Raw genomic sequence first — 21,643 nt, forward strand, 5'->3', positions numbered from 1 at the left:
CTCCTAGACTATAAGACATAGGTTAGCCTTGTTTTTTCAGCAAAGCCAACCAAAATTTTACGCAAACAACAACCGACAAAGAGCGGGATGGCAAATTACTGGGCGATTGTTATTGGCATCAATCAATATGATTTATTTCAACCTTTACGTTGCGCCCAAGCTGATGCTGAGGCGCTAAAGGCATTTTTAGTAGAAGAAGCCGGTTTTAAACCGCAAAACTGCCTGCTAATGACGGATACTTCGCCGCCAATTAGAGATAAATCCACTTATCCCACAAAGGAGAATATTCTCCTTTTATTAGAGGACTTCGCAGCCTCATCTTGGCAACCGCAAGACCACGTGTGGTTATTCTTCAGCGGTTACGGGATTAACTACAAAGGAAATGATTATTTAATGCCAGTGGAAGGAAACCCTGACCTTGTGCAGGAGACTGGTATAGAAGTGCGATCGCTCATGCAAAGTCTCCAACTGGCTGACTTGTATGTGTTGCTGATGCTGGATATCAACCGCGCTTTTGGCACTCAAGCAGATGCTCCGGTTGGACAAGAAACCATAGAACTCGCGCAAGAACTACAACTCGCCACAATTCTTTCTTGCCAACCAGAGCAATTTTCCCACGAAAGTAGCGAACTAGGTCATGGATTCTTCACAGCAGCGTTGTTAGCAGCTTTAAATTCTGGTCATGGCAGTAGTTTGACAGATTTAGCCAATTATCTCAGCACTCTCACGCCGCAATTATGCCAACACCATTGGCGACCCACACAAAATCCTGTCACCGTTATCCCATCACAACAGCAACCAATTTTGCCATATTTGGAAAAACAGGGAAGCGATCGCACACCAGCCAAAAGCGAAGCAGCTCCCGTGATTTTTCCCGAAGAATCTTTTGCTGTCGCCCTAGCAGCCCCCACCCTCGAAGAGAATTCCGCCAAATCTACGCCTAAGTTGACAAAAACAGGCGTTTGGCCAGAATCCCAAGGGGTGGAAACCACTGTCAACCCCAGAGCCGAGCATTTAAAGCTGCCAACATCTACAGCATGGATTGAGAATCTCAAGTCGGAACTGGTTTCCCAACCACGTTCTGCCCCAAGTCGGAGCGTCAAACAGCAACCCCAAATGCTCCCTTCTTCCCAAGAGACATCTGGGGGAGGCAGGTATATTCCCAATACTTCCCAAACTAATTTTGAGCGATCGCCCAAAAATCAGGCAAACGCCTCATTTTGGCAACAGCTTTTATGGTGGGGCGGCGGCTGCATACTGATAGTCAGTTTAGTAGCAATAGTTTTTCTGCGTAATCAAACCAGATTTAAAAGTCAGGAAATCTTAAGAACACCGCCGAATGCTGGCACTGGTGACACAAGAGTCATCAACACTTCACCAAATACTAGCGCTCCCAATGCCGCCGCACCAACTCCAGTCAAAAATCCCCCCATCTCGGAATTTGCTCCTAGTTCCCAATCAAAAAAGCGGAACCAAGCGGTGTTAGATCTGGCGAAAATGTCACTGCGACAAACTCAGGCTAGCGATTTGAATTTAGCGATCGCTACAGCTAAAAAAATTAAACCAGGCGAACCCCTATATGAACAAGCTCAAGAAAATATTCAAATTTGGAGCCGGATGATTTTAGACTTAGCAGAGGGACGCGCTCAACAAAGACAGTATGCAAATGCAGTTGCAGCCGCTCAATTAATCACTAAAGAAGCAGATGTTTATCCCAAAGCTCAAGCTTCAATTAATCAATGGCGACTGGAAGCCAAACAGTATGTCAGCAACAGAACCCTTTTAGATGCCGCTAATGGCTTAATTAAACCCGGACAAGCCTCTACCTACAATCGGGCGATCGAAGTTGCCAAAAAAGTCCCACCAGGACAACCAGGCTTTGATATGGCGCAAAAATCAATCAATAAATGGAGTGAAAGAATTTTAGATATCGCCAAAACCCGCGCCTCCCAAGGAGATTTGAACGCCGCCATTGAAACCGCTGCCTTAATCCCAGAATCTACAGCCGCCTATGAAGATACTCAAGAAGCAATCCAAAAATGGCAAGTGAGGCGAATTAAAAAGTAGGGACTGGGGACTGGGGAGGATGGGGAAGATAATAACCTTGACTCTTGACTCTTGACAAATTAAAAAATCCAGTGTCAGTAGCAGGCTGCTTTGACACTGGACTTTTGACTCAGAACTCTGTATTAACAGTACTGAGAAATATCCTCTCCACATTCATCAGCTAAATAGCACATAGCTCGAAAACGTAAGCTAACTACTTCTTCATACAAGGGGTTGAGTTTGCACATTGGCGGAATGTGAAACAGGGTTTTGCCGAATAGTTTGACATCACGCTCAAAGGGACACTGAGAAGGGATCAGTTGGCACAGGCGGTGGGCTAGTTGGCGATCGCGTACTTGAATATTGTCTACCTGTCGTCGCAGGGGTAAAAGAACATCACAAAAAACTTTGGGAGTTGGCTCTTGCAGCTGGGTTACAGGGGTGTTGCTAGCTTCTGTGTGGCTTATTGACACCCAGCTTGCAAGAAAAATTCTTTTTGTGGTATTATCAAATACCTTCATGATTAGTCCTCTATTTTATTGAGGGTATTCACCTTTCCGATGAACATATACAAAGTGGGAACATCTTTTCCCGGAAAAATCATGTCCTGACTGCGATCCGATTGGAATATTATCCGTAATCACTGAAATCAGAACCTTTTTATTACTACGTCAAGTTAAACGCAATTTTCCCGGAAGCGGAAGTGTAATAATCCGATCTTGTTCATAACTTGACACATATTAAATTTTAGTGAAGACATCTATCTTTTGACAGGTTTTTTGGTAACATTTACAAAACTTTATATAAGCAAGTTCTACACTTACTCTTACTGAGTATAAATAACTATAATAAAAAATCTTTTGCCAGTGGTTAAACTGCTCTCAGTAGCTTTGTAAACAAAGTGATATTCCGCCAATTTGCCATCTATGGCGTGCTAGGGCTAACTTATCTAGGTTTGGCCTTGGGCTATATTCCTGGTTTACGCATGAACCGCACCACTATTGCCCTAGTGGGGTCTGGCTTTTTAATTGCTCTGGGTGCTTTAAATTTACAGGAAGCATGGCAAGCGATCGATGCCAATACCATCATATTTCTTTTGAGCATGATGGTAGTTAACGCTAATCTAGCCTATGCCGGGTTTTTTCGACAGGCGATATCGGTGCTGTTGAGTTTAACTCGCAGTCCTCTAGGCTTGTTAATTGCCTTAACATTTGCTAGTGGCGTACTCTCAGCTTTATTTCTCAACGACACCATCGCGCTGATTTTTACACCACTGACTTTGAGCCTGACTCAAGCTTTAGGCTTAAATCCCATACCTTATCTACTAGCAGTTGCAGGTGCAACTAATATAGGTTCTGTTGCCACATTAAGCGGTAATCCCCAAAATATTCTGATTGGCTCCTTTTCCGGTATCAGTTATCTAGATTTTTTACGCGCCTTAACTCCAGTTGCCATCATCGGCTTAGTAATTCAGATAGGATTACTTTGGCTACTTTACCCTGATGTGCGCTCAACCAAAGCTAGCCAGATATTACCTAATAGCAAGCAACGCATTTTCAAACCGTTATTTAATAAAACCCTAGTCATCACCATCGGGTTACTCATTGCCTTTGCTATCGGCTTGCCTCTAGCAGAGTCTACCTTAGTAGCTGCCAGTTTGTTGCTCATTACTCGCCGGGTAAAACCACAGCGCATTTTGAACAAGGTAGATTGGAATCTACTGGTAATGTTTTCAGGACTATTTATCCTCACAAGAGTCACACAAAAGTTAAATTTAATACAGCCATTTACCCATTTTGTCAATTCTGCTGCGAGTTTATTTGGTGTAACTGTAGTTCTATCTAACCTAATTTCTAATGTTCCGGCTGTATTGCTACTGCAACCACTAATTTCTCAGAGTGATACCCAATCTTGGCTCTTACTAGCAGCAGGCTCAACTCTTGCAGGTAATCTGACTTTATTTGGTTCAGTCGCTAACTTGATAGTTTTAGAAGCCGCTAATGATTTAGGCTACAAACTCACTTTCTGGGAGCATCTCCGCTTTGGAGTGCCATTGACACTATGTACTCTACTTCTAGTTTACCTCTGGGTTCACTGAATGTTGTGAGGCAGGAGTTTCCAAGCTGAGAAGTTGTGATTTTACCTCTGAGGATAATTTTTGGGGAAATTGACTTTGAGAAATTGAGATTAATTGAGTTTGTTGGCTGGTTTTAGTTGTGCAGGTTGGCTCAGACTACGGAAGTAAAGGCTACCGACGATCGCCCAAAACATGAGATATCCTACAGCCTGTACTAAATAGAGCTTTTGGGTATAGCCAAAGATAGTTTTCAGCAAAATCCCCGGAAACTGTCGGTCAGGTAAACTAGTTGAAAGATCCCAAATTTGGGGACCTAAAATACAGGAAGTCTTTTCTACTCCACAAATAATAGTAGATGAGGAGATGTGGCTAAAAGCGATCGCCGCCGCGTCAAGATGGCGGAACATGGAAATTACCAATCCAGAGACAATCAGCAGCAGGAACACACCCATCACCTGGAAAAATTGGCTCAAATTGATGCGGATGCTCCATTTAAATAGCAGCATACCAATTACAACCGCTACGCCTAGTCCTCCTATCGCTCCGAGTACTGGTGTCCAGCCTTCTTGAAACTTAGCGACGATAAACAAAGCCGTCTCCAAGCCTTCCCGAAATACAGCAATAAAGATTAAGCTAAAAATTCCCCAAGCGGCGCGATTATCTTCACCCAAAGCACTTTTTACTGAGTCGGTGATTTCCGCTTTGAGAAATCGTGCTTGTCGCGTCATCCAAATCAGCATCCAACTGAGCATAGCGATCGCGATTACGCCTAATCCCACCTCAAACAATTGCTTGAAGACAGGCGCATACAACAAATCAGATGTCTGTAATCCTTGGATTCCTAGATTTAGTAGTAAACCAACAACAAAACTAGCTAAAGTAGCGCTGAGAACACCTAAATATACCCAGCGATGCAATTTTTTTTGTTCCGCTTGTTGTAGACAAGCAAAAACAATACCGACAACTAAAGCAGCTTCTACACCTTCTCGTAAAGTAATAAAGAAGGTTGGTAATGCAGTACTCCAATTCATGGGATGTTAATTAAATAATTTCAGTGGTTGATACTTCTGGTGGGTTAACCACGGCAGATTTTTCTTTGTGTCGATGATGCTTGGGCTTTTTAGAATGGTGTTTATGGTCTTTTTCGGCTATAGTCGCCACTGAATCTGTTTGTGCATCTGTTAATTTTTCTGTAGTGTCATAATGCTTTGACTTTTTTCCCTGATGTCCGTGGTGCTTTTTCTTTTTAGCTTTAACATCTTCTGTCTCGTAAGGTGTTGCTAAAGCTGTGGTGGGTAGCAGAACAGCAGATGCGATCGCACTCAGGGTGTTACCAAAAAAAATTCTCCGGTACATAGTTTTGTTGACCTTTACCTACGCTAAGTACCATTAGCTTTGCACAGAAAAATAACAGAAAAATAACAGCTTGGTTATTGATTGTTATTTAGCAAAACTCATCATTTTTCACAATCTTGTGGATTTTGTTATTTAGAATACAAAACTTGTTGTAGTTCCGCTACTGTATTTGCAATTTTGATAGCTTGTTGAATCGCTTTTAATCGTTGTAAATCATGAATTTGCGAGATAATGGGCATGAGTTCTAAACCAGGAATGCCAAATTTAATCTCCAACGCCAATTCAATACCGGCTCGTAGTCCGCGCTCTTCACCAATTTGTAGTCCGCGTTCTTCACCGCGCTTCTCACCCTCGCGTAAAATTTCTTGATACCAAGGAGACTCCTGTAATACAGCCATATCCCACCTCATAATTTTCTTTACTAACTCGCTGTCTAGTGGTTTGTCAATTTTGTTTTGAGGGGTTTTTGGTAGTGCGGGCCGAAAAGCCCGCGTGAGCGAGACGCTCACACTACAGTCCCTCATTTCAACCCTGACAGACTACTAGTACAAAAGTAGCAAAAAAAGCTAAAACGGTTTCCAACAGTTTCCTTTCTCCTGATATATTATGAATTTACCTCACGCAATCGCTCTTAGCGATCCCGCAGGGTAGGCGCATTCGACGAAGTCGTTCCCGAAGGGTAGACGCAAAGAATAAGAGTTAAAGAAATATATTTCATATCTTGATTCAGCAATGCTCTATTTTGGCAGTGTATACCTTGCTCAAAATTGGACTCAGCTGTTTATGAAGTGTTACTTTGAGAAAAATTACTTTCTAAGCAAATACTCTGGACTAATTGTATTTTTTGGTGTGAAATTAATTATAAAAAATATTAGAAAATTTTAAACTAGCTCAGTTTAAGCACTGTGGTAATCAATAGATGGATTGTGCCACAAATATCTTAGGTAACTACTATTTCTGTGGCCATCAATAAAAACTGAGTATTAAAGGCGACCATAGTATGACAATAGGAGATCACGTTTTTCATAAAAAGCAAAAGATTTTTTTTAAATCTCACGACGAAGACGCAAGGCTCATCTTTGCACCTTTGCGTCTTTGCGTCTTTGCGTGAGCTAATTCTTAAGATGCAACCTGCGCTGCAGTCCGAGTCCGCCGTCTTCTACCATCAGCAACCTTCACTGGCGGTTCATCAGGAATTTGCATCAATAATGTCACTGTTGGTTGACATTGTAATTCTCGACGGATAGAACGCTGTAATTCTCGCTCTAAAGTCCCTTGCAATCCACCCCAATCTACTTCTAATTGCTCGTTTTCAGTCGGCTGGGCAAATTCTGACCAACGAACGCCGAGGATTTCTTCAATGCGCTGTTGTACCCATTTTTGCACAAGCGATCGCTCTACACTTGTGACTACACCCCGCAGGTGAATTTCTGGTTTAGCTAGTAGCTTGCCGTTCCAATCGATGGCGGCGGCGATGGTGACAATACCTTCTGAAGCCATGCGTTGGCGTTCTTGCAAGACTTTAGCGCTCACCATCCCAGAACTAGTAGTATCCACCAATTCAATACCCGATGGCACTTTACCAGCAACGCGAATAGAATCCTCTGTCAGTTCTATGACATCCCCATTCTGTAGAATTACCATATTTTCTGCTGGGATGCCTGTACTTCGGGCCGTTTCTGCGTGCTTCACCAGCATTCGATGTTCACCGTGGAATGGCACAAAGAACTTGGGTCGAGTTAAAGCAATCATCAGTTTTTGGTCTTCTTGACAGCCGTGACCAGAAACGTGAATTCCTTTATCCCTTCCATAGACTACTTTCGCACCCTGAATCATCAATTTATCGATGGTATTGACAACGGCGATCGTGTTTCCGGGAATGGGGTTGGCGGAGAATACTACTGTATCTCCTTGGCGAATTCTGATGTGGGGATGTTCTTTGTTGGCAATGCGGGTCATTGCTGACATTGTTTCACCCTGAGAACCAGTAGTAAGAATCAATACTCTTTCATCTGGCAGATTGCGGACACTGTGCAACGGCTGTAGTAGATTATCGTCACATTTGATGTAACCAAGATTACGCGCATGGGCAATCAAATTTAGCATCGAACGCCCCACAACCGTGACTACACGGTTTTGCTTCTTCGCTATATCCAAAATCATGTTGATGCGATGGACACTAGAGGCGAAGGTGGTGACAAATAGTCGCCCAGTAGCTTGAGAGAAGACCCGTTCCAGATTGGGATAAACTGAACGTTCTGAAGGTGTAAATCCTGGTATTTCTGAGTTAGTGGAGTCACTCAATAGGCACAACACGCCTTTCTCACCATGTTCTGCTAGCCGTTGGAAGTCGAATTTCTCACCATCCACTGGAGTATGGTCAATTTTAAAATCTCCTGTGTGGATAACTACACCTAAAGGCGTATGGATGGCAACGGTGAAGCTATCGGCGATGGAGTGAGTGTTGCGAATGTATTCTACTAAAAAGTTCTTGCCAATCCGCACCATGTCCCGTGGTTGGACTGTTCTTAATTCCGTGCGATCGCGTACTCCCGCTTCTTCTAATTTACCCTCTAGCATGGCTAACGCTAGTCTTGGCCCATAAATTACAGGAATTTCAAATTGCTTCAGGTGAAAAGCAATCCCGCCTATATGGTCTTCATGACCGTGGGTAACGATCATCCCTTTAATTTTTTCTCGGTTTTCCCGTAGATATGTTGTGTCTGGTAGGACAATATTTACACCATGCATTGCCTCTGTAGGAAAGGCTAATCCTGCATCTAACAGGATAATTTCGTCTTCATACTCGAAAACGCAGGTATTTTTACCAATTTCATGCAAGCCGCCCAAAGGAATGATTTTTAGGGCGGAGTTAGCTTCGTTTTTAGCCATTTTCTCCTGAGATTGTTGTTTGTGGTTGATTTAAGTTAAAAGTTACCGTTTTTGTATTAAAGACAACATCAGATATCTATGAAGTCAATTTGAAAGCAGCCAAGCTGGAATGAGATGTGCAATCGTTTGTTCAATAAATATGGACTTGATTCTGAAGAATTCTATAGTATTTCTCTCAGTCGTAGCACAGATTTTCAAAGTGCAACCTGGTAAAAATTATATCCTTTGTTTATATGTATCTTTAGCTACCCGAACCTGGCAAGTGCTTAACAATTTGGTGCTTAGACTAAACTCAGTTCTTTAAGAACTACCTCTAATTTGCGACTAACTTCTAAGTCAGCTTCGCATAGTGGCGGGCGAGTAGAACCAACTTCCCAACCTTGTAGATTCAGTGCTTTTTTAACTGGAATGGGATTCGTAGTTATAAATAAAGCTTTAAACAACGGAAATAGCTGGAGGTGAATTTCAGTAGCAACTTGAACATTCCCTGCACTGAATGCTTGAATCATCTGCTGTAGTTGGGTTCCTACCAGATGTGAAGCGACACTTACAACTCCCTTAGCCCCGATTGCTAACAAGGGCAGGGTTAAAGAGTCGTCTCCAGCGTAAATCTGAAATTCTTTGGGTGTCAAGCGGCGAATTTCACTCGCCTGATCTAAACTACCACTAGCTTCTTTTATCCCAACAATATTATCAATCTCCGCTAACCGGACAACTGTTTCGGGATTGAGATTTTGACCGGTACGACCAGGGACGTTGTATAACAACAGCGGTAGGTCGGGACAGGATTGTGCTATTGCCCGAAAGTGCGCTTCCAGTCCTGCTTGTGGCGGTTTATTGTAATAAGGAACAACTTGTAATGAACCATGTACTCCTATTCTAGCGGCCTTTTGGGTGGCAGCGATCGCTTCTTTTGTGGAATTAGAACCGCATCCTGCTATCACCTTGGCTTTGCCAGCTACAGACTGCAACACTTCCACAAACAACTGGTATTCCTCTTCCCAAGTCAAGGTAGGAGATTCACCCGTTGTACCACACACCACCAATGTATCTGTACCGTTCTTAGCTAGATGTGCTGCTAGCTTTGCCGCTACATCATAGTTGACACTACCGTCTTCTTTCAACGGCGTAATCATAGCGGTTACAACTCTGCCAAAATCTGCCACCCTTTTTTCACTCCCGATTACCTTTTTTGTTTCTTGTGTCTTGGTGGTTTTCTATTTTAATAACCTATCTGCAAATTGCTTGCAAGCGTGATCTGCACATTTGCATTTATTTTTTTGTATCTTTCGAGCGTTAAGTTCCTAAACAAGATTTTATTTTCTATTTTCTCTAACTCGAAACATATGCCGTTGAAGGCTTTAGCAGATTTTTTTCTACCAATAATTCGGCAATTTGTACTGCATTTAAAGCTGCACCTTTACGAATTTGATCACCACATAGCCACAGTTCTAAGCCGCACGGATGAGAAATATCCTGACGAATTCTTCCCACTAAAACCTCATCCCTACCAGTGGCTTCAATCGGCATCGGAAAATAATTTGCTCTCCAATCTTCTACCAATTTGACACCAGGGGCGGAACTTAAAATTTCTCTGGCTTCATCTGGGCTAAATGGTGTCTGGAACTCTATGTTAATAGCTTCCGAGTGGGCACGGAGTACGGGAACCCGCACACAAGTGGCAGTAATCCTGATTTGTTGCGTACCAAAAATTTTCCGAGTTTCATTGACCATTTTCATTTCTTCCTCACAGTACCCTACATCATTTAAAGGAGAGTTGTGTGGGAATAAATTAAACGCCAACGGGTAGGGTAATACCTCCGCCACTGGTGGTTGTCCTTGTAAGATAGCGCTGGCTTGGGTTTTGACTTCTGCCATTGCTTTGGCACCCGCACCACTTGCTGATTGGTAGGTTGCAGCGACAATGCGTTGCACTGGTTTCACTTGATGCAAGGGCCATACTGCCACTGCTAGCAAAATTGTTGTGCAGTTGGGATTAGCGATAATACCTTTGTGGGTAGCTGCCGCTTGCGGATTGACTTCTGGCACTATTAAGGGCACTTCGGGGTGCATCCGGAAGGCGCTGGAGTTGTCAATTACTACTGCACCCTTTTCCACAGCTTTGGCAGCCCAAGCTTTGGATATAGAACCACCGGCGCTAGCTAGCACCAAATCCACATTTTCAAAGGCGCGATCGCTAACTGACTCTATCGGTAAATCCTCCCCCTTAAACCGCAACGTCCGCCCTACACTCCTTTGTGAGGCCAATAACTTCAGATGAGATACCGGAAAATTACGACTTTCTAGTAATTCTAGCAACTCAGTGCCAACAGCACCAGTCGCTCCTAAAATAGCTACAGCATAGGATTTAGACAACCTGGCTTCCTCCTTTAAGAGGTTATTTACAATTTAATTTCCACAATCGACTATTTATCTGCATTTAAATTACAGTGGCAGACATTAAATAAAAAATATTTTTTTAGATTTAACGGTTCTTCTTTAATTTATTACATCTAGTTCAGTTTATTGGGGATGTTAAGTGATGTTGCAGTTTCCGACAATTGCTGCTTTTACTTATCAACTTTTTTAAAGTCTGTATTATTATACAGCAAACTGATACCCATCTGAAATATGGTCATATCTGCACTTGGTCATTATACAAACATCCTATTTGTCAAGCAAACAAATATTTCGCCTGTCAGGTGGATTTCTAGGACGATGAATGTACTATGATCCAAATGGACTAAAGCCACCACAGCAACGATCTGGACTGTGGGAAACTTGCGAGTACTAATTGCTGGTTGAGAAACAGGATATCACGGCATTAGCCTGCTGATGACAAGTCCACTAGTTCTAAGTGCCGAATTTATGAGTAAAAAGCCCGCAACAGCAGAAAATTTCACAGGTTTGTCAGTATTTAGGGATTGATTGCAGTTGAGCAATCAGGACTAGTGATTAATCGTGGAGGTGTAATCAGTAAAGTTATGGCGGTAAAGTGTGAAGTCCTTTGCCATTAGCAGTAAACTAGATCCTTGCTCAAGCACACCATGATAGATTAATACCTCTCATCCTAGCCAAGAAACATCAAAGAGCAGAAGCGATCAATCGCGTCTTGTGTGTACTCGGAGTCAAAAATACCAGAAATACAGAAACTAAGCATGAAAGTCACCCAGGAAAAACTTCCCGCGAGCCAAATAGGGCTAGAAATAGAGATTACACCAGAAACTACCAAACAAACTTACGAACAAGTCATTAAAAACCTAGCTAGTACGGCAAATATTCCTGGGTTTCGCAAAGGTAAAGTGCCTCGGCAAATATTGTTACAGCGTCTTGGCGTCATACGTATCAAGGCCACAGCTCTGGAAGAACTAATTCAAGATGGCATTGAGCAAGCGGTCAAACAAGAAGCAATTCCGGCGATTGGCCAACCGCAATTACGCTCTTCTTTTGATGAATTGATTAGTAATTATGAACCAGGTAAACCGCTGACGATTTCTGCTGCGGTCGATGTGGAGCCGGAAATACATCTAGCCCAGTACACCGACTTGCAAGCTAAAGCAGAAGAAATCAAGTATGACCCAGCTCGTGTGGATGAGGTCTTAGAGAAAGAACGCCAAGAACTAGCGACGTTGATTCCTGTGGAAGGGCGCGCCGCTCAAATTGGTGATGTCGCCGTCCTCGATTTTAAAGGTCTACTAGCCAAAACCGAGGGTGAAGACGAAAACGCGGAGCTAAAACCCATTCCTGGCGGAGAAGCAACTGATTTTCAAGTGGAGTTGTATGAAGATCGGTTTATTCCAGGATTTGTCTCTGGGATTATAGGGATTGGTTTGGGAGAAACCAGAGAAATTTCTGCTCAGTTCCCCGATCCTTATGCTAACGAAGACCTAGCAGGCAAAGCGGCTCTGTTTACAGTGACGCTCAAAGAACTGAAAGAAAAAGAACTACCAGAGTTAAATGATGATTTTGCTCAAGAAGTCAGTGACTTCGATACATTAGCGGAATTGCGTGCATCTTTAGAAGAACGCTATCAAAAAGAAGCAGAGCAAAAAACTAAAGCGAATCAGCAGGAAGCCTTGTTAGCTGAACTGCTTAAGCATGTAGAGGTGGACTTACCAGCAACATTAATTGAGCAGGAAGTCGATGCAATGCTGACACAAACAGCAGCTCGGCTTTCGCAGCAAGGATTGGATGTGAGAAAGTTGTTTACTCAAGATATTATTCCCCAATTAAGGGCGCGATCGCGCGATGAAGCCATTGAAAGGCTCAAGCGCTCCCTGTGCCTACAGGAAATTAGTAAACGCGAATCCATCCAGGTGACACCGGAAGAAATTAAAGCCAGAGTCACAGAACTGTTAAAGGAGTACCCTGATGAAGAAGTAGATCCAGTAAAACTGCAATCGGTCATAGAAAATGAACTCGCAACCGAGAAGGTATTTGATTGGTTGTTAGCACATTCCGCTGTTGAATTAGTACCTGAAGGCTCTTTGACGCCTACAGAGGTAGAGGAAACAGATGCAGAACTTGCTGAAGCCGAGGAACTAAGTGGCGACGTTGATAATAGCGAGTCCACCAATCCTGAGTAAAGGGATGGGCAGATAATAAACAGTGTGAGCGGAGGCTTCCTCCGTTCTCCGGGACGGTTAACGTCACTTTACGCTTCAGCAAGCTATGTGTAAAAGTCTTTGTCAGGAGCAGATAGGCAAAATAGCTCTTAAAAGCTTGACTATTGCTTCCTCCACACCCAATGCTGCCCCCCATAGGATGATTAAAAAAAGTTAAATAAATAAAAATATAGGATCATCATCTTAGCTTGATACTGAATTACACGAGAAGAATTTAGATGAGGCATAATGGTTAGCACATAGCTTAAATAGAAATCCCATCCGTTCAAAAGGCAGCATCCGCGATTGCCGTCGGCAAAGCCACTGTTGCTTTTACCAATGTCCTACTTACTCTTAAATGTTCTTGTATGCTTGTATCGCAGTCGGGGAATTACCCAATCAGCAGTTCTAGTCGAATAAACATTAACTCCCACTTGAGCAGCCCGAGCAATATCGTGCCGATGGTGGTAGAGCAATCTGGTATGGGAGAAAGGGCGTTCGATATCTACTCCCGCCTACTGCGAGAGCGGATTATCTTTTTGGGAACACCAATAGATGATACCGTTGCTAATTCGATTGTTGCCCAGTTGTTATTTCTAGATGCCGAAGATTCCGAAAAGGATATTCAACTGTATATTAATTCCCCTGGCGGCTCGGTCTACGCAGGGATGGCAATCTATGATACAATGCAACAAATTCGTCCTGATGTTGTCACCATCTGTTTTGGATTAGCCGCGAGCATGGGAGCATTCTTGTTAACGGCAGGGGCAGCGGGTAAACGCATGTCTCTACCCGACTCCCGGATTATGATTCACCAACCACTCGGCGGTGCTCAAGGGCAAGCCATTGACATAGAAATTCAAGCTAGAGAAATTCTTTACATTAAGGCTAAGTTGAATCAGTTGATGTCTCAGCACACTGGTCAATCCTTAGAAAAAATTGAGGCAGATACAGAACGCGACTTTTTCATGTCGGCAGAAGAGGCGAAGAACTACGGTTTGATCGATCAGGTCATTTCCAGACAAAATATTCCCACCGCAGGGGAAAATGTCACCATTCTGAAATAAGAGGCTGGTATGTCTAAGTACGACTCCCATTTGAAATGTTCGTTTTGTGGCAAGTCTCAAGAGCAGGTGCGTAAATTAATCGCAGGGCCGGGAGTCTACATCTGCGATGAATGCGTTGACTTGTGTAATGAAATACTAGACGAGGAGTTACTCGACACAAATAGTGCGGCAGCGGCACAACCAGCACCAAGGTCAGAGCCACCTCAAAAACGCCGTACACGCTCATCCAGTCTCTCATTTAATCAAATACCCAAACCAAGAGAGATTAAGAAATATCTAGACGAACACGTCATTGGTCAAGACGAAGCCAAAAAAGTGCTATCGGTCGCGGTTTATAATCACTACAAACGGCTGGCAATACTCCAGTCTAAAGGTAGCGGTAAACCTGGTGCTGATGATGTTGTAGAACTGCAAAAATCCAACATTTTGTTGATTGGCCCGACTGGTTGCGGCAAAACTCTCTTGGCGCAGACGCTGGCAAAAATCTTGGATGTACCCTTTGCTGTTGCCGATGCCACAACACTGACGGAAGCGGGGTATGTGGGAGAAGATGTAGAAAATATCTTGCTGCGACTGTTACAAGTGGCAGATTTAGATGTTGAGGAAGCACAGCGAGGGATTATCTACATCGATGAAATTGATAAAATTGCTCGGAAGAGTGAGAACCCATCGATTACACGGGATGTTTCCGGGGAAGGTGTACAGCAAGCTTTGCTGAAAATGTTGGAAGGGACGATCGCTAATGTACCACCCCAAGGAGGACGTAAGCATCCCTATCAAGACTGCATCCAGATTGATACCAGCAATATCTTATTCGTCTGTGGCGGCGCATTCGTTGGCTTAGAAAAGGTTGTAGACCAGAGAGTTGGCAAAAAGGCAATGGGCTTTGTACAACCGGGAGAAGGGACGAAGGAAAAGCGGGCTGCAGATACTCTCCGTTACCTAGAACCTGATGATTTGGTGAAATTTGGGATGATTCCCGAATTTATCGGGCGGATACCAATGGTAGCGGTGGTAGAGCCACTCGATGAAGAGGCTCTAATGGCGATTCTCACCCAACCACGCAGTGCTTTGGTGAAGCAGTACCAGAAACTGTTGAAGATGGATAACGTCCAGTTAGATTTTAAATCAGATGCGTTGCGAGCGATCGCCCAAGAAGCCTACCGCCGTAAAACTGGGGCGAGGGCGCTGCGGGGTATTGTGGAAGAACTAATGCTGGATGTGATGTATGAGTTACCATCTCGTAAGGACGTGACTCGCTGTACAGTCACACGGGAGATGGTTGAGAAGCGTTCAACCGCTGAACTACTAGTACATCCTTCTTCACTACCTAAGCCGGAATCAGCTTAGGAGTCAAGAGTCAAGAGTCAAGAGTCAAGGGTCAAACATTAACTATTTTGGACTTTTGACTTTGGACTTTTGACTTTGGACTTTTGACTTTGGACTTTTGACAAATGCCTTACATTAATGTTCGTGGGGTTGAGCATTACTACGAGTGGGTGAAAAAACCATCTGGTTCATCAGTTAAGCCAGTTATGGTTTTTTTGCATGGTTGGGCCGGTTCGGCTAGGTATTGGACAAGCACTGCTCAAGATTTATCAGATCAATTTGATTGCTTACTCTACGATATGCGGGGTTTTGGTCGTTCTGGCGGGAAACCAACCATCGCCCAAGCCAGCGAGTCTGTGGTTGAGTCCCAATCCCTCCAAGCAGAATCGGTGGCTATCAAAGCGTTAACGTATGAGTTAGAAGAATACGCTGACGACTTAGCAGCTTTGTTAGATGAGTTGCACTTGCAGCGTGTCTATATCCATGCTCATTCAATGGGCGCATCAATAGCCGCTTTGTTTTTCAACCGCTACCCCGAACGCGTGGAACGCGGGATTTTGGCTTGTAGTGGGATTTTTGAGTACGACGAAAAAGCCTTTAATGACTTTCATAAATTTGGTGGTTATGTAGTCAAATTCCGTCCCAAGTGGTTAGGCAAAATACCATTTGTCGATAGAATGTTTATGGCCAGATTTTTGCATCGTTCCATACCAAATTCTGAGCGTCAGGCTTTTTTGCAGGATTTTCTAGAAGCAGATTATGATGCCGCTTTAGGCACAATTTTTACTTCAGTTAGTAAGGCACAGGCAGAATTAATGCCACAGGAGTTTGCTAAATTGACAGTGCCAACACTGCTGGTGGCGGGGGAGTATGACAAGATTATACCTGCCGAAATGGGGCGTCAAGCGGCAGCATTAAGCGACAAAGTGGAGTTTGTGATGATGCGTGATACATCTCATTTCCCAATGTTGGAAGATCCAGCAACTTACCTGCAGCGGGTGCGAGAATTTTTGCAAAATTAAGCGTATTAAAAAAAATATGCATTTTTTAATGATGTTGATCTCTGGAGTAGAGATAACAAAATCCCTATAAAGCACCATTAAAAATCTGATTAGCGGTCAGTTTCAAATCTGGAAAAGTACGGGATATAATACTTTCCGAATTTCTATATTGAGCGACTTGATATTCTTCATCCACTAAATGATAAATGGAAATAGTCGGTTGTTTGGGATTACCAATAAATTTTCTGGCTCCCAAAGCCGCATAATCGACGATCCAATATTCGGGAATCTTCATAGCCTCATAATTCCCTAATTTGGTGTAATAATCATCTTCCCAGTTTGTACTTACAACCTCGATAATCAAGGGGATAGATGCACTTTGAGTTACGGTAGATTCTTTTTCCCACAGATCCTCATTGTGTAAATTTGCATCGTTAATTAAAACTACATCTGGTGAGTAACCCGATGGTTTTCTTGGTGGTTTTACTAATGCTGTTTTGGGGATAAAGTATGGAAATTTCCAGCGTTTATATTCAATAGTAATTTCCCCTGCTAAAAATCCCGTAACTTTTTCATGTTTGCCACTTGGCTGAGACATTTCAACAATTATCCCATCGTGTAATTCGTAACGCTTGCCAGTGTTTTCCGGCAGCCATGCGATAAATTCTTCAAAGGTAAATAGTTTAGGTAAAGCTTGAGCCATATCAAAACCTCTGCTTATTTTGACTTTACCATTGCCAGCGCTGGGACTGATTAGTCGCGATCGCATACTCCTAATTATTGCAAACGACTATGTAAAAAGAGCTTAACCCAGACCCAATTCTCGTTTTAGCAAATTAATTGACTTAGTGCCGATGTAATTTTCTACCCGAATCAGCTTTGGTGGACGGATAATGTCTTCCATTGCAGCTTGTACTGCTGCTTGCACAGCTGGATAACTCGCTTGATCGGTGATAATCACCTCAGCCCGTTTGACGATCGCCTGAAGTTTATAAGCATCTTTTGGTTGGGAAGTCATGATTAGCAGTTCATCCCCACGTAAACCGTGGAGGATAACTTCAGCTTGGCGGCCAATCCCCGAACTGAGGCTGACTATACCAACACAGTTTTCTTTGGGCAGGGTTTTTAGCAGGTTAATTTCTTTACTGTAGTCGTAAATATCCAGAGGAATCACACGTACAGCTTTAGGTGCAGCGATCGCCTCGACATCACTGATAAAATAGCGACTTGTGACTACCGTCGCTGAACTAGTTTTATCCAGTACAGCAGCTAAATCTTCCATTGCTACCACCTGCACTGGTATTTTCAGGGCTTCTTCCAATTCGTAAACCATCAACTCGCCCACACCAATATCTACAGATGGCGCTGCTACCAGCACTCTTGCACTACAACGCAAGCGCCAGTCAATTTCTGCTAAAAATAGTTCTCGTGCTTGGGAGAGTGTACATCCTTGGGAAAGTAGCTCATCAAGTGCTTGTTGTACAACCTTCTCTGCTTCCGGATGTTGTTTGAGAATTGGTGATTGGAGTTTGCTACCGCCTTCATGTCCTTGGGCACGGACATAAATTCCCGAACCCGCTAGACTCTCGACAAAACCGTCTTCTTCTAGCTGGCGATAAACCTTGCTGATTGTATTGCGGTGTAACCCCGTTTGCATTGCTAGCGCCCTTGTGCTTGGCAATTTGTATCCAGGTGGATATTGCCGGGAGGCGATCGCAAACCGGATTTGATTAAACAGCTGGGTTGATGCGGGAATTTCACTGTCTGGCTGAATGCGGAATTGAATCATCACCAAGCCTCCTGGCTACTAGTAGCGGCATGAGATCAAACTATGCAGGGGTGTCGAGGGGCAGGAAGAAAAGGGGAAAGTACCCCCTGCGCCCTACACCCTTGCCTCTTGTGTGACCAGATGCATATGCTACCTGTTAAATATTTTATTTATACATGCAATTTCTCTGGGGGAAATTTTCAAAGTACTGACTATTGGTAATTGATAACTTGATAGGAGATATCTTTGAAAGACTGGCATAGTTATATCAAATAATCACATAGCACTGGTAAAAATTATTATGACAGAGCAAGCAATCGACACCACAACGATTAAGATTTTTCTACGAGATGATGTGCGATCGCCAGATAGTCCCCACATAGTAGCTTATTTAGCACAGCCACAAGCATCAGGTTTGTACCCAGCAGTTGTGGTGTTGCAAGAAATCTTTGGTGTCAACGTCCACATTCGGGAAGTTACAGAACGGATTGCTCAACTGGGATATGTAGCGATCGCCCCTGCACTCTTTCAGCGTCAAGCCCCTGGCTTTGAAACTGGCTACACCCCAGAAGATATTGAAACTGGCCGTAGCTATGCCATGCAAACCACAGCTTCAGAGTTATTAAGTGATATTTCCCTAACAATTGACTACCTCAAAAGTCTCCCACAAGTGAAAAAAGAAGGCTTTGGTTGTATTGGCTTCTGCTTTGGTGGCCATGTAGCCTATCTTGCGGCTACCTTACCAGATATTAAAGCAACGGCTTCCTTCTATGGTGCAGGAATTACTACCCGTACACCGGGAGGTGGCGCACCTACTGTCACCCGCACAAATGAAATTCAAGGTGTTCTTTATGCCTTTTTTGGTACTGAAGACGCTAGTATTCCTTTAGAACAGGTAGATGAAATTGAGGCAGCGTTAGAAAAATACAAAATTTCGCAGCGTGTGTTTCGCTACGATGGAGCTGACCACGGATTTTTCTGTAACCATCGCGCCAGCTATAATTCTATAGCTGCAGCAGATGCTTGGGAGCAGGTAAAACAACTCTTTGATCAACTGAACTGAAAACCTTACGCAGCCGTTGCATACTGTTTGTTAAGGTTGTCCTTAGTCATTGGTCAGACTCAGGACAAATGACAAATAATAATTTATCTTCAAACGTCATGAATTCCGAATCGAAACTATCTCAAACAGCCAATTCGCCCTTCACAATGGACGATTTCGCCAAGGCACTGGAAAAACACGACTACCAGTTTCAAAAAGGACAGGTTGTACACGGCAAAGTGTTTCAACTTGACCATGATGGAGCTTATGTTGATATTGGTGGTAAGTCGTCAGCGTTTATTCCCCGTGATGAAGCGTCTTTGAGAACAGTCACCGATTTGTCGGAAGTCTTGCCGTTACAAGCAGAACTGGAGTTTTTGATTATTCGAGATCAGGATGCTGAGGGTCAAGTAACTCTTTCTCGAAAACAGTTGGAAATTCAGCAAATCTGGGAACGACTAACCGAAATGCAAGAAAATTCCCAAACAGTGACAGTGCGGGTGACAGGTGTGAATAAAGGTGGTGTCACTGTGGACATTCTTTCATTGCGGGGATTCATTCCGCGATCGCACTTGTTGGAGCGTGATAACTTAGAAGGACTCAAAGGTCATAATCTGACTGTTGGTTTTTTAGAAATTAATCGCAGCAGCAATAAACTCATACTTTCTCAGCGTTTGGCGACTCGTTCTAGCAGCTTTAGCTTGTTGGAATTAGGTCAATTGGTAGAAGGTAAGATTACTGGAATCAAACCTTTTGGCGTGTTTGTGGATTTAGAAGGTATTAGCGCTTTGCTCCACATCAAGCAAGTGAGTCAAAAATTCATTGAATCGCTAGAAAAAGTATTTCAAATTGGTCAGCCAATTAAAGCTGTAATTATTGATTTGGATGAAGGGAAAGGTCGAGTTGCTCTTTCTACAAGAGTTTTGGAAAATTTCCCTGGTGAAGTTTTAGAAAATCTAGATGAGGTGTTAGCTTCCGCAGAGGCGCGCGCTCACCGAGCTAATAATAAAGCTGACTAATATTTGATTTGAGAATCATAGACGCTTTCATGATTAACCTCATTTTAGGTACGAAAGCGTCTTTGCATCAGATATAAACGGGGATTTTATCTGACTATCATTGTTTTCTGCGATGCGGCTAGTACCGCAAGGCGGAAGTCAAAAGTCAAAAGTCAAAAGTCAAAAGTAATATGGAGTAAGCTTTTTAGCGATTGAGAATGGTCTGCTTATTTCCGCCGCACTGTACTAGTAAACTCGACGGTTGTCCAATCGCTAATGGCTAATTTATCAGTAGGTATATTAAGCAGGATTGTCTCAACTGATGTACTGGTTGCTTCTTGGATATAAAAAGGTGCAAGAAAGCTTGTGTCTAGGTAGATCAATATCTTGCCTCTTGGCGTAAACTTTGGATGATTTCTACATTACTTGTTAGTGTTTGAGATTGGGTAGCTCTTAGTTTGTGGCGAGATGTTAAAGGTTGAGAAATATGTGAGATTGATGATAATCGAGCGATGGGTTTACCATGACTAATAATCACTATTTCTTCGCCATCTTTCACTTGGTTAAGTAGTTGATTTATGGTCACAGATGTGTCTGTAATATCTACTTGTTGCATAATGTCAGGCGGTAACTTCTCTATGAGACGCTGCGCGATCGCAGTCTATGTATTTATTTCTCAATCCTATCTCAACTTGTCAATGGACGCGAACTGACAAGTCAGCGCAAGCTATCGCATTACATCTCGCAAGCTCCCCTTTTGGATATACTCAAATTAGAAATAACTAAGCAAAAACAATTGAATGCATGACAAATCGTGAAGAATTGATCCAGGAACTCGAACAAGCTCCTGATGATATAGTCCAGTCAGTGCTGGATTTTTTTCATAGAGTAAAAGCAACACGCAAAACCCATCCCCTTGCAAAATTCGCAGGTATTCTAAGTGATGTCGAAGCCCAAGAATTAAAACGGGCGATCGCCACAGAATGTCGTCAGGTGGATGTAAATGAGTGGTGAGATTGCTCTGGATACCTCTGTGGTGGTACGTTTTTTGAATGGGGACAATGTGATAGTTGCACAAGTACTAGCATTACCAGAGGTGGTTTTACCTACCGTCGTAGTGGGGGAGTTACTTTTTGGCGCGGAAAACTCTACTCGTCCGTTACAAAATTTACCTCGTTATCTGGAGTTTATTGAGGCTTGTGTAGTTCTACCATTAAGTCGAGAAACAGCAGCAGTCTATGCTCAAACCCGACTGGCTTTGAAACGGAAAGGACGACCAATTCCAATGAATGATGTTTGGATTGCGTCACAATGTTTAGAGCAGGGCTGGATATTAGTTACGGATGATACAGACTTTGATTATGTTGATGGCTTGATGTTAGAGCGTTGGTAGTTCAATCTAGGAATTTATAGCTCAATCCCATTCCAACCCAAACTAAACGGGATCGCACTTCCCCAACATC

General features: G+C 43.2%; 20 protein-coding genes. 10 read left to right on the forward strand and 10 right to left on the reverse strand.

Going from position 1 to position 21,643, the window contains the following annotated elements:
* Positions 1-87: 87 nt before the first annotated feature.
* Positions 88-2,067, forward strand: a complete 1,980-nt coding sequence (locus CAL7507_RS23525) for a caspase family protein (protein ID WP_015130988.1) — start codon at positions 88-90, stop codon at positions 2,065-2,067.
* 122 nt (positions 2,068-2,189) lie between these two features.
* On the opposite strand, the gene CAL7507_RS23530 is transcribed toward CAL7507_RS23525, so the two are convergent.
* Positions 2,190-2,567, reverse strand: a complete 378-nt coding sequence (locus tag CAL7507_RS23530; RefSeq protein ID WP_015130989.1) for a Mo-dependent nitrogenase C-terminal domain-containing protein — start codon at positions 2,565-2,567, stop codon at positions 2,190-2,192.
* Between the two features lie 380 nt (positions 2,568-2,947).
* Between CAL7507_RS23530 and CAL7507_RS23535 the strand changes: the two genes are divergently transcribed.
* On the forward strand, positions 2,948-4,144 hold the full coding sequence (locus tag CAL7507_RS23535; protein ID WP_015130990.1) for an anion transporter: 1,197 nt from the start codon (positions 2,948-2,950) through the stop codon (positions 4,142-4,144).
* 89 nt (positions 4,145-4,233) lie between these two features.
* Here CAL7507_RS23535 and CAL7507_RS23540 read toward each other — a convergent pair whose 3' ends face one another.
* From CAL7507_RS23540 to CAL7507_RS23565, 6 genes are all read right to left on the reverse strand, one after another.
* The gene (locus CAL7507_RS23540; RefSeq protein WP_015130991.1) at positions 4,234-5,154 is read right to left on the reverse strand and encodes an FTR1 family protein; all 921 of its coding nucleotides are present in this window, start codon (positions 5,152-5,154) and stop codon (positions 4,234-4,236) included.
* Between the two features lie 10 nt (positions 5,155-5,164).
* Positions 5,165-5,479, reverse strand: a complete 315-nt coding sequence (locus CAL7507_RS23545; protein ID WP_015130992.1) for a hypothetical protein — start codon at positions 5,477-5,479, stop codon at positions 5,165-5,167.
* A 128-nt stretch (positions 5,480-5,607) separates the two neighbouring features.
* Positions 5,608-5,877, reverse strand: a complete 270-nt coding sequence (locus CAL7507_RS23550; RefSeq protein ID WP_369750794.1) for a hypothetical protein — start codon at positions 5,875-5,877, stop codon at positions 5,608-5,610.
* A 721-nt stretch (positions 5,878-6,598) separates the two neighbouring features.
* The gene (locus CAL7507_RS23555) at positions 6,599-8,371 is read right to left on the reverse strand and encodes a ribonuclease J (protein ID WP_015130994.1); all 1,773 of its coding nucleotides are present in this window, start codon (positions 8,369-8,371) and stop codon (positions 6,599-6,601) included.
* Between the two features lie 281 nt (positions 8,372-8,652).
* Entirely contained in the window at positions 8,653-9,537 is an 885-nt protein-coding gene (gene dapA, locus CAL7507_RS23560) for a 4-hydroxy-tetrahydrodipicolinate synthase (RefSeq protein WP_015130995.1), read from the reverse strand.
* 166 nt (positions 9,538-9,703) lie between these two features.
* Complete coding sequence (locus CAL7507_RS23565) at positions 9,704-10,747, reverse strand: aspartate-semialdehyde dehydrogenase (protein WP_015130996.1); 1,044 nt, start codon at positions 10,745-10,747, stop codon at positions 9,704-9,706.
* Between the two features lie 782 nt (positions 10,748-11,529).
* Between CAL7507_RS23565 and tig the strand changes: the two genes are divergently transcribed.
* The 4 genes from tig to CAL7507_RS23585 all read left to right on the forward strand — a co-directional run bounded on the left by tig (position 11,530) and on the right by CAL7507_RS23585 (position 16,393).
* Positions 11,530-12,957 carry a trigger factor gene (tig, locus tag CAL7507_RS23570; RefSeq protein ID WP_015130997.1) on the forward strand — a complete coding sequence of 476 codons (1,428 nt, stop codon included), beginning with the start codon at positions 11,530-11,532 and terminating at the stop codon, positions 12,955-12,957.
* Positions 12,958-13,343: 386 nt separating this feature from the next.
* Positions 13,344-14,042 (forward strand): ATP-dependent Clp endopeptidase proteolytic subunit ClpP, encoded by a 699-nt coding sequence (gene clpP, locus CAL7507_RS23575; RefSeq protein ID WP_015130999.1) that lies wholly within the window; start codon positions 13,344-13,346, stop codon positions 14,040-14,042.
* Between the two features lie 9 nt (positions 14,043-14,051).
* Positions 14,052-15,392, forward strand: coding sequence for an ATP-dependent protease ATP-binding subunit ClpX (clpX, locus tag CAL7507_RS23580; RefSeq protein WP_015131000.1), 1,341 nt, complete (start codon positions 14,052-14,054; stop codon positions 15,390-15,392).
* 104 nt (positions 15,393-15,496) lie between these two features.
* Positions 15,497-16,393, forward strand: coding sequence for an alpha/beta fold hydrolase (locus tag CAL7507_RS23585; RefSeq protein WP_015131001.1), 897 nt, complete (start codon positions 15,497-15,499; stop codon positions 16,391-16,393).
* Positions 16,394-16,457: 64 nt separating this feature from the next.
* Here CAL7507_RS23585 and CAL7507_RS23590 read toward each other — a convergent pair whose 3' ends face one another.
* The gene (locus CAL7507_RS23590) at positions 16,458-17,075 is read right to left on the reverse strand and encodes a Uma2 family endonuclease (RefSeq protein WP_015131002.1); all 618 of its coding nucleotides are present in this window, start codon (positions 17,073-17,075) and stop codon (positions 16,458-16,460) included.
* A gap of 102 nt (positions 17,076-17,177) precedes the next feature.
* Positions 17,178-18,161 (reverse strand): GntR family transcriptional regulator, encoded by a 984-nt coding sequence (locus tag CAL7507_RS23595; protein ID WP_015131003.1) that lies wholly within the window; start codon positions 18,159-18,161, stop codon positions 17,178-17,180.
* A 280-nt stretch (positions 18,162-18,441) separates the two neighbouring features.
* On the opposite strand from CAL7507_RS23595, the gene CAL7507_RS23600 reads away from it, so the two are divergent.
* Together CAL7507_RS23600 and CAL7507_RS23605 are read left to right on the forward strand one after the other, a co-directional pair.
* Positions 18,442-19,203 carry a dienelactone hydrolase family protein gene (locus tag CAL7507_RS23600; RefSeq protein WP_015131004.1) on the forward strand — a complete coding sequence of 254 codons (762 nt, stop codon included), beginning with the start codon at positions 18,442-18,444 and terminating at the stop codon, positions 19,201-19,203.
* A gap of 98 nt (positions 19,204-19,301) precedes the next feature.
* A complete protein-coding gene (locus CAL7507_RS23605) occupies positions 19,302-20,201 on the forward strand; it encodes a S1 RNA-binding domain-containing protein (protein WP_015131005.1) in 900 nt (299 codons plus the stop codon).
* Between the two features lie 358 nt (positions 20,202-20,559).
* Here the strand turns inward: CAL7507_RS23605 and CAL7507_RS23610 are convergent, their stop codons facing one another.
* Positions 20,560-20,796, reverse strand: coding sequence for a type II toxin-antitoxin system Phd/YefM family antitoxin (locus tag CAL7507_RS23610; RefSeq protein WP_015131006.1), 237 nt, complete (start codon positions 20,794-20,796; stop codon positions 20,560-20,562).
* Positions 20,797-20,984: 188 nt separating this feature from the next.
* Here CAL7507_RS23610 and CAL7507_RS23615 point away from each other — a divergent pair, with 188 nt between their 5' ends.
* Both CAL7507_RS23615 and CAL7507_RS23620 read left to right on the forward strand, forming a co-directional pair.
* Positions 20,985-21,194 carry a hypothetical protein gene (locus CAL7507_RS23615; protein ID WP_015131007.1) on the forward strand — a complete coding sequence of 70 codons (210 nt, stop codon included), beginning with the start codon at positions 20,985-20,987 and terminating at the stop codon, positions 21,192-21,194.
* Positions 21,184-21,573 (forward strand): type II toxin-antitoxin system VapC family toxin, encoded by a 390-nt coding sequence (locus CAL7507_RS23620; RefSeq protein WP_015131008.1) that lies wholly within the window; start codon positions 21,184-21,186, stop codon positions 21,571-21,573. Before CAL7507_RS23615 ends, CAL7507_RS23620 begins: the two co-directional genes overlap by 11 nt.
* Positions 21,574-21,643: the final 70 nt, after the last annotated feature.

The sequence above is a fragment of the Calothrix sp. PCC 7507 genome (genome assembly GCF_000316575.1).
GTDB lineage: Bacteria > Cyanobacteriota > Cyanobacteriia > Cyanobacteriales > Nostocaceae > Fortiea.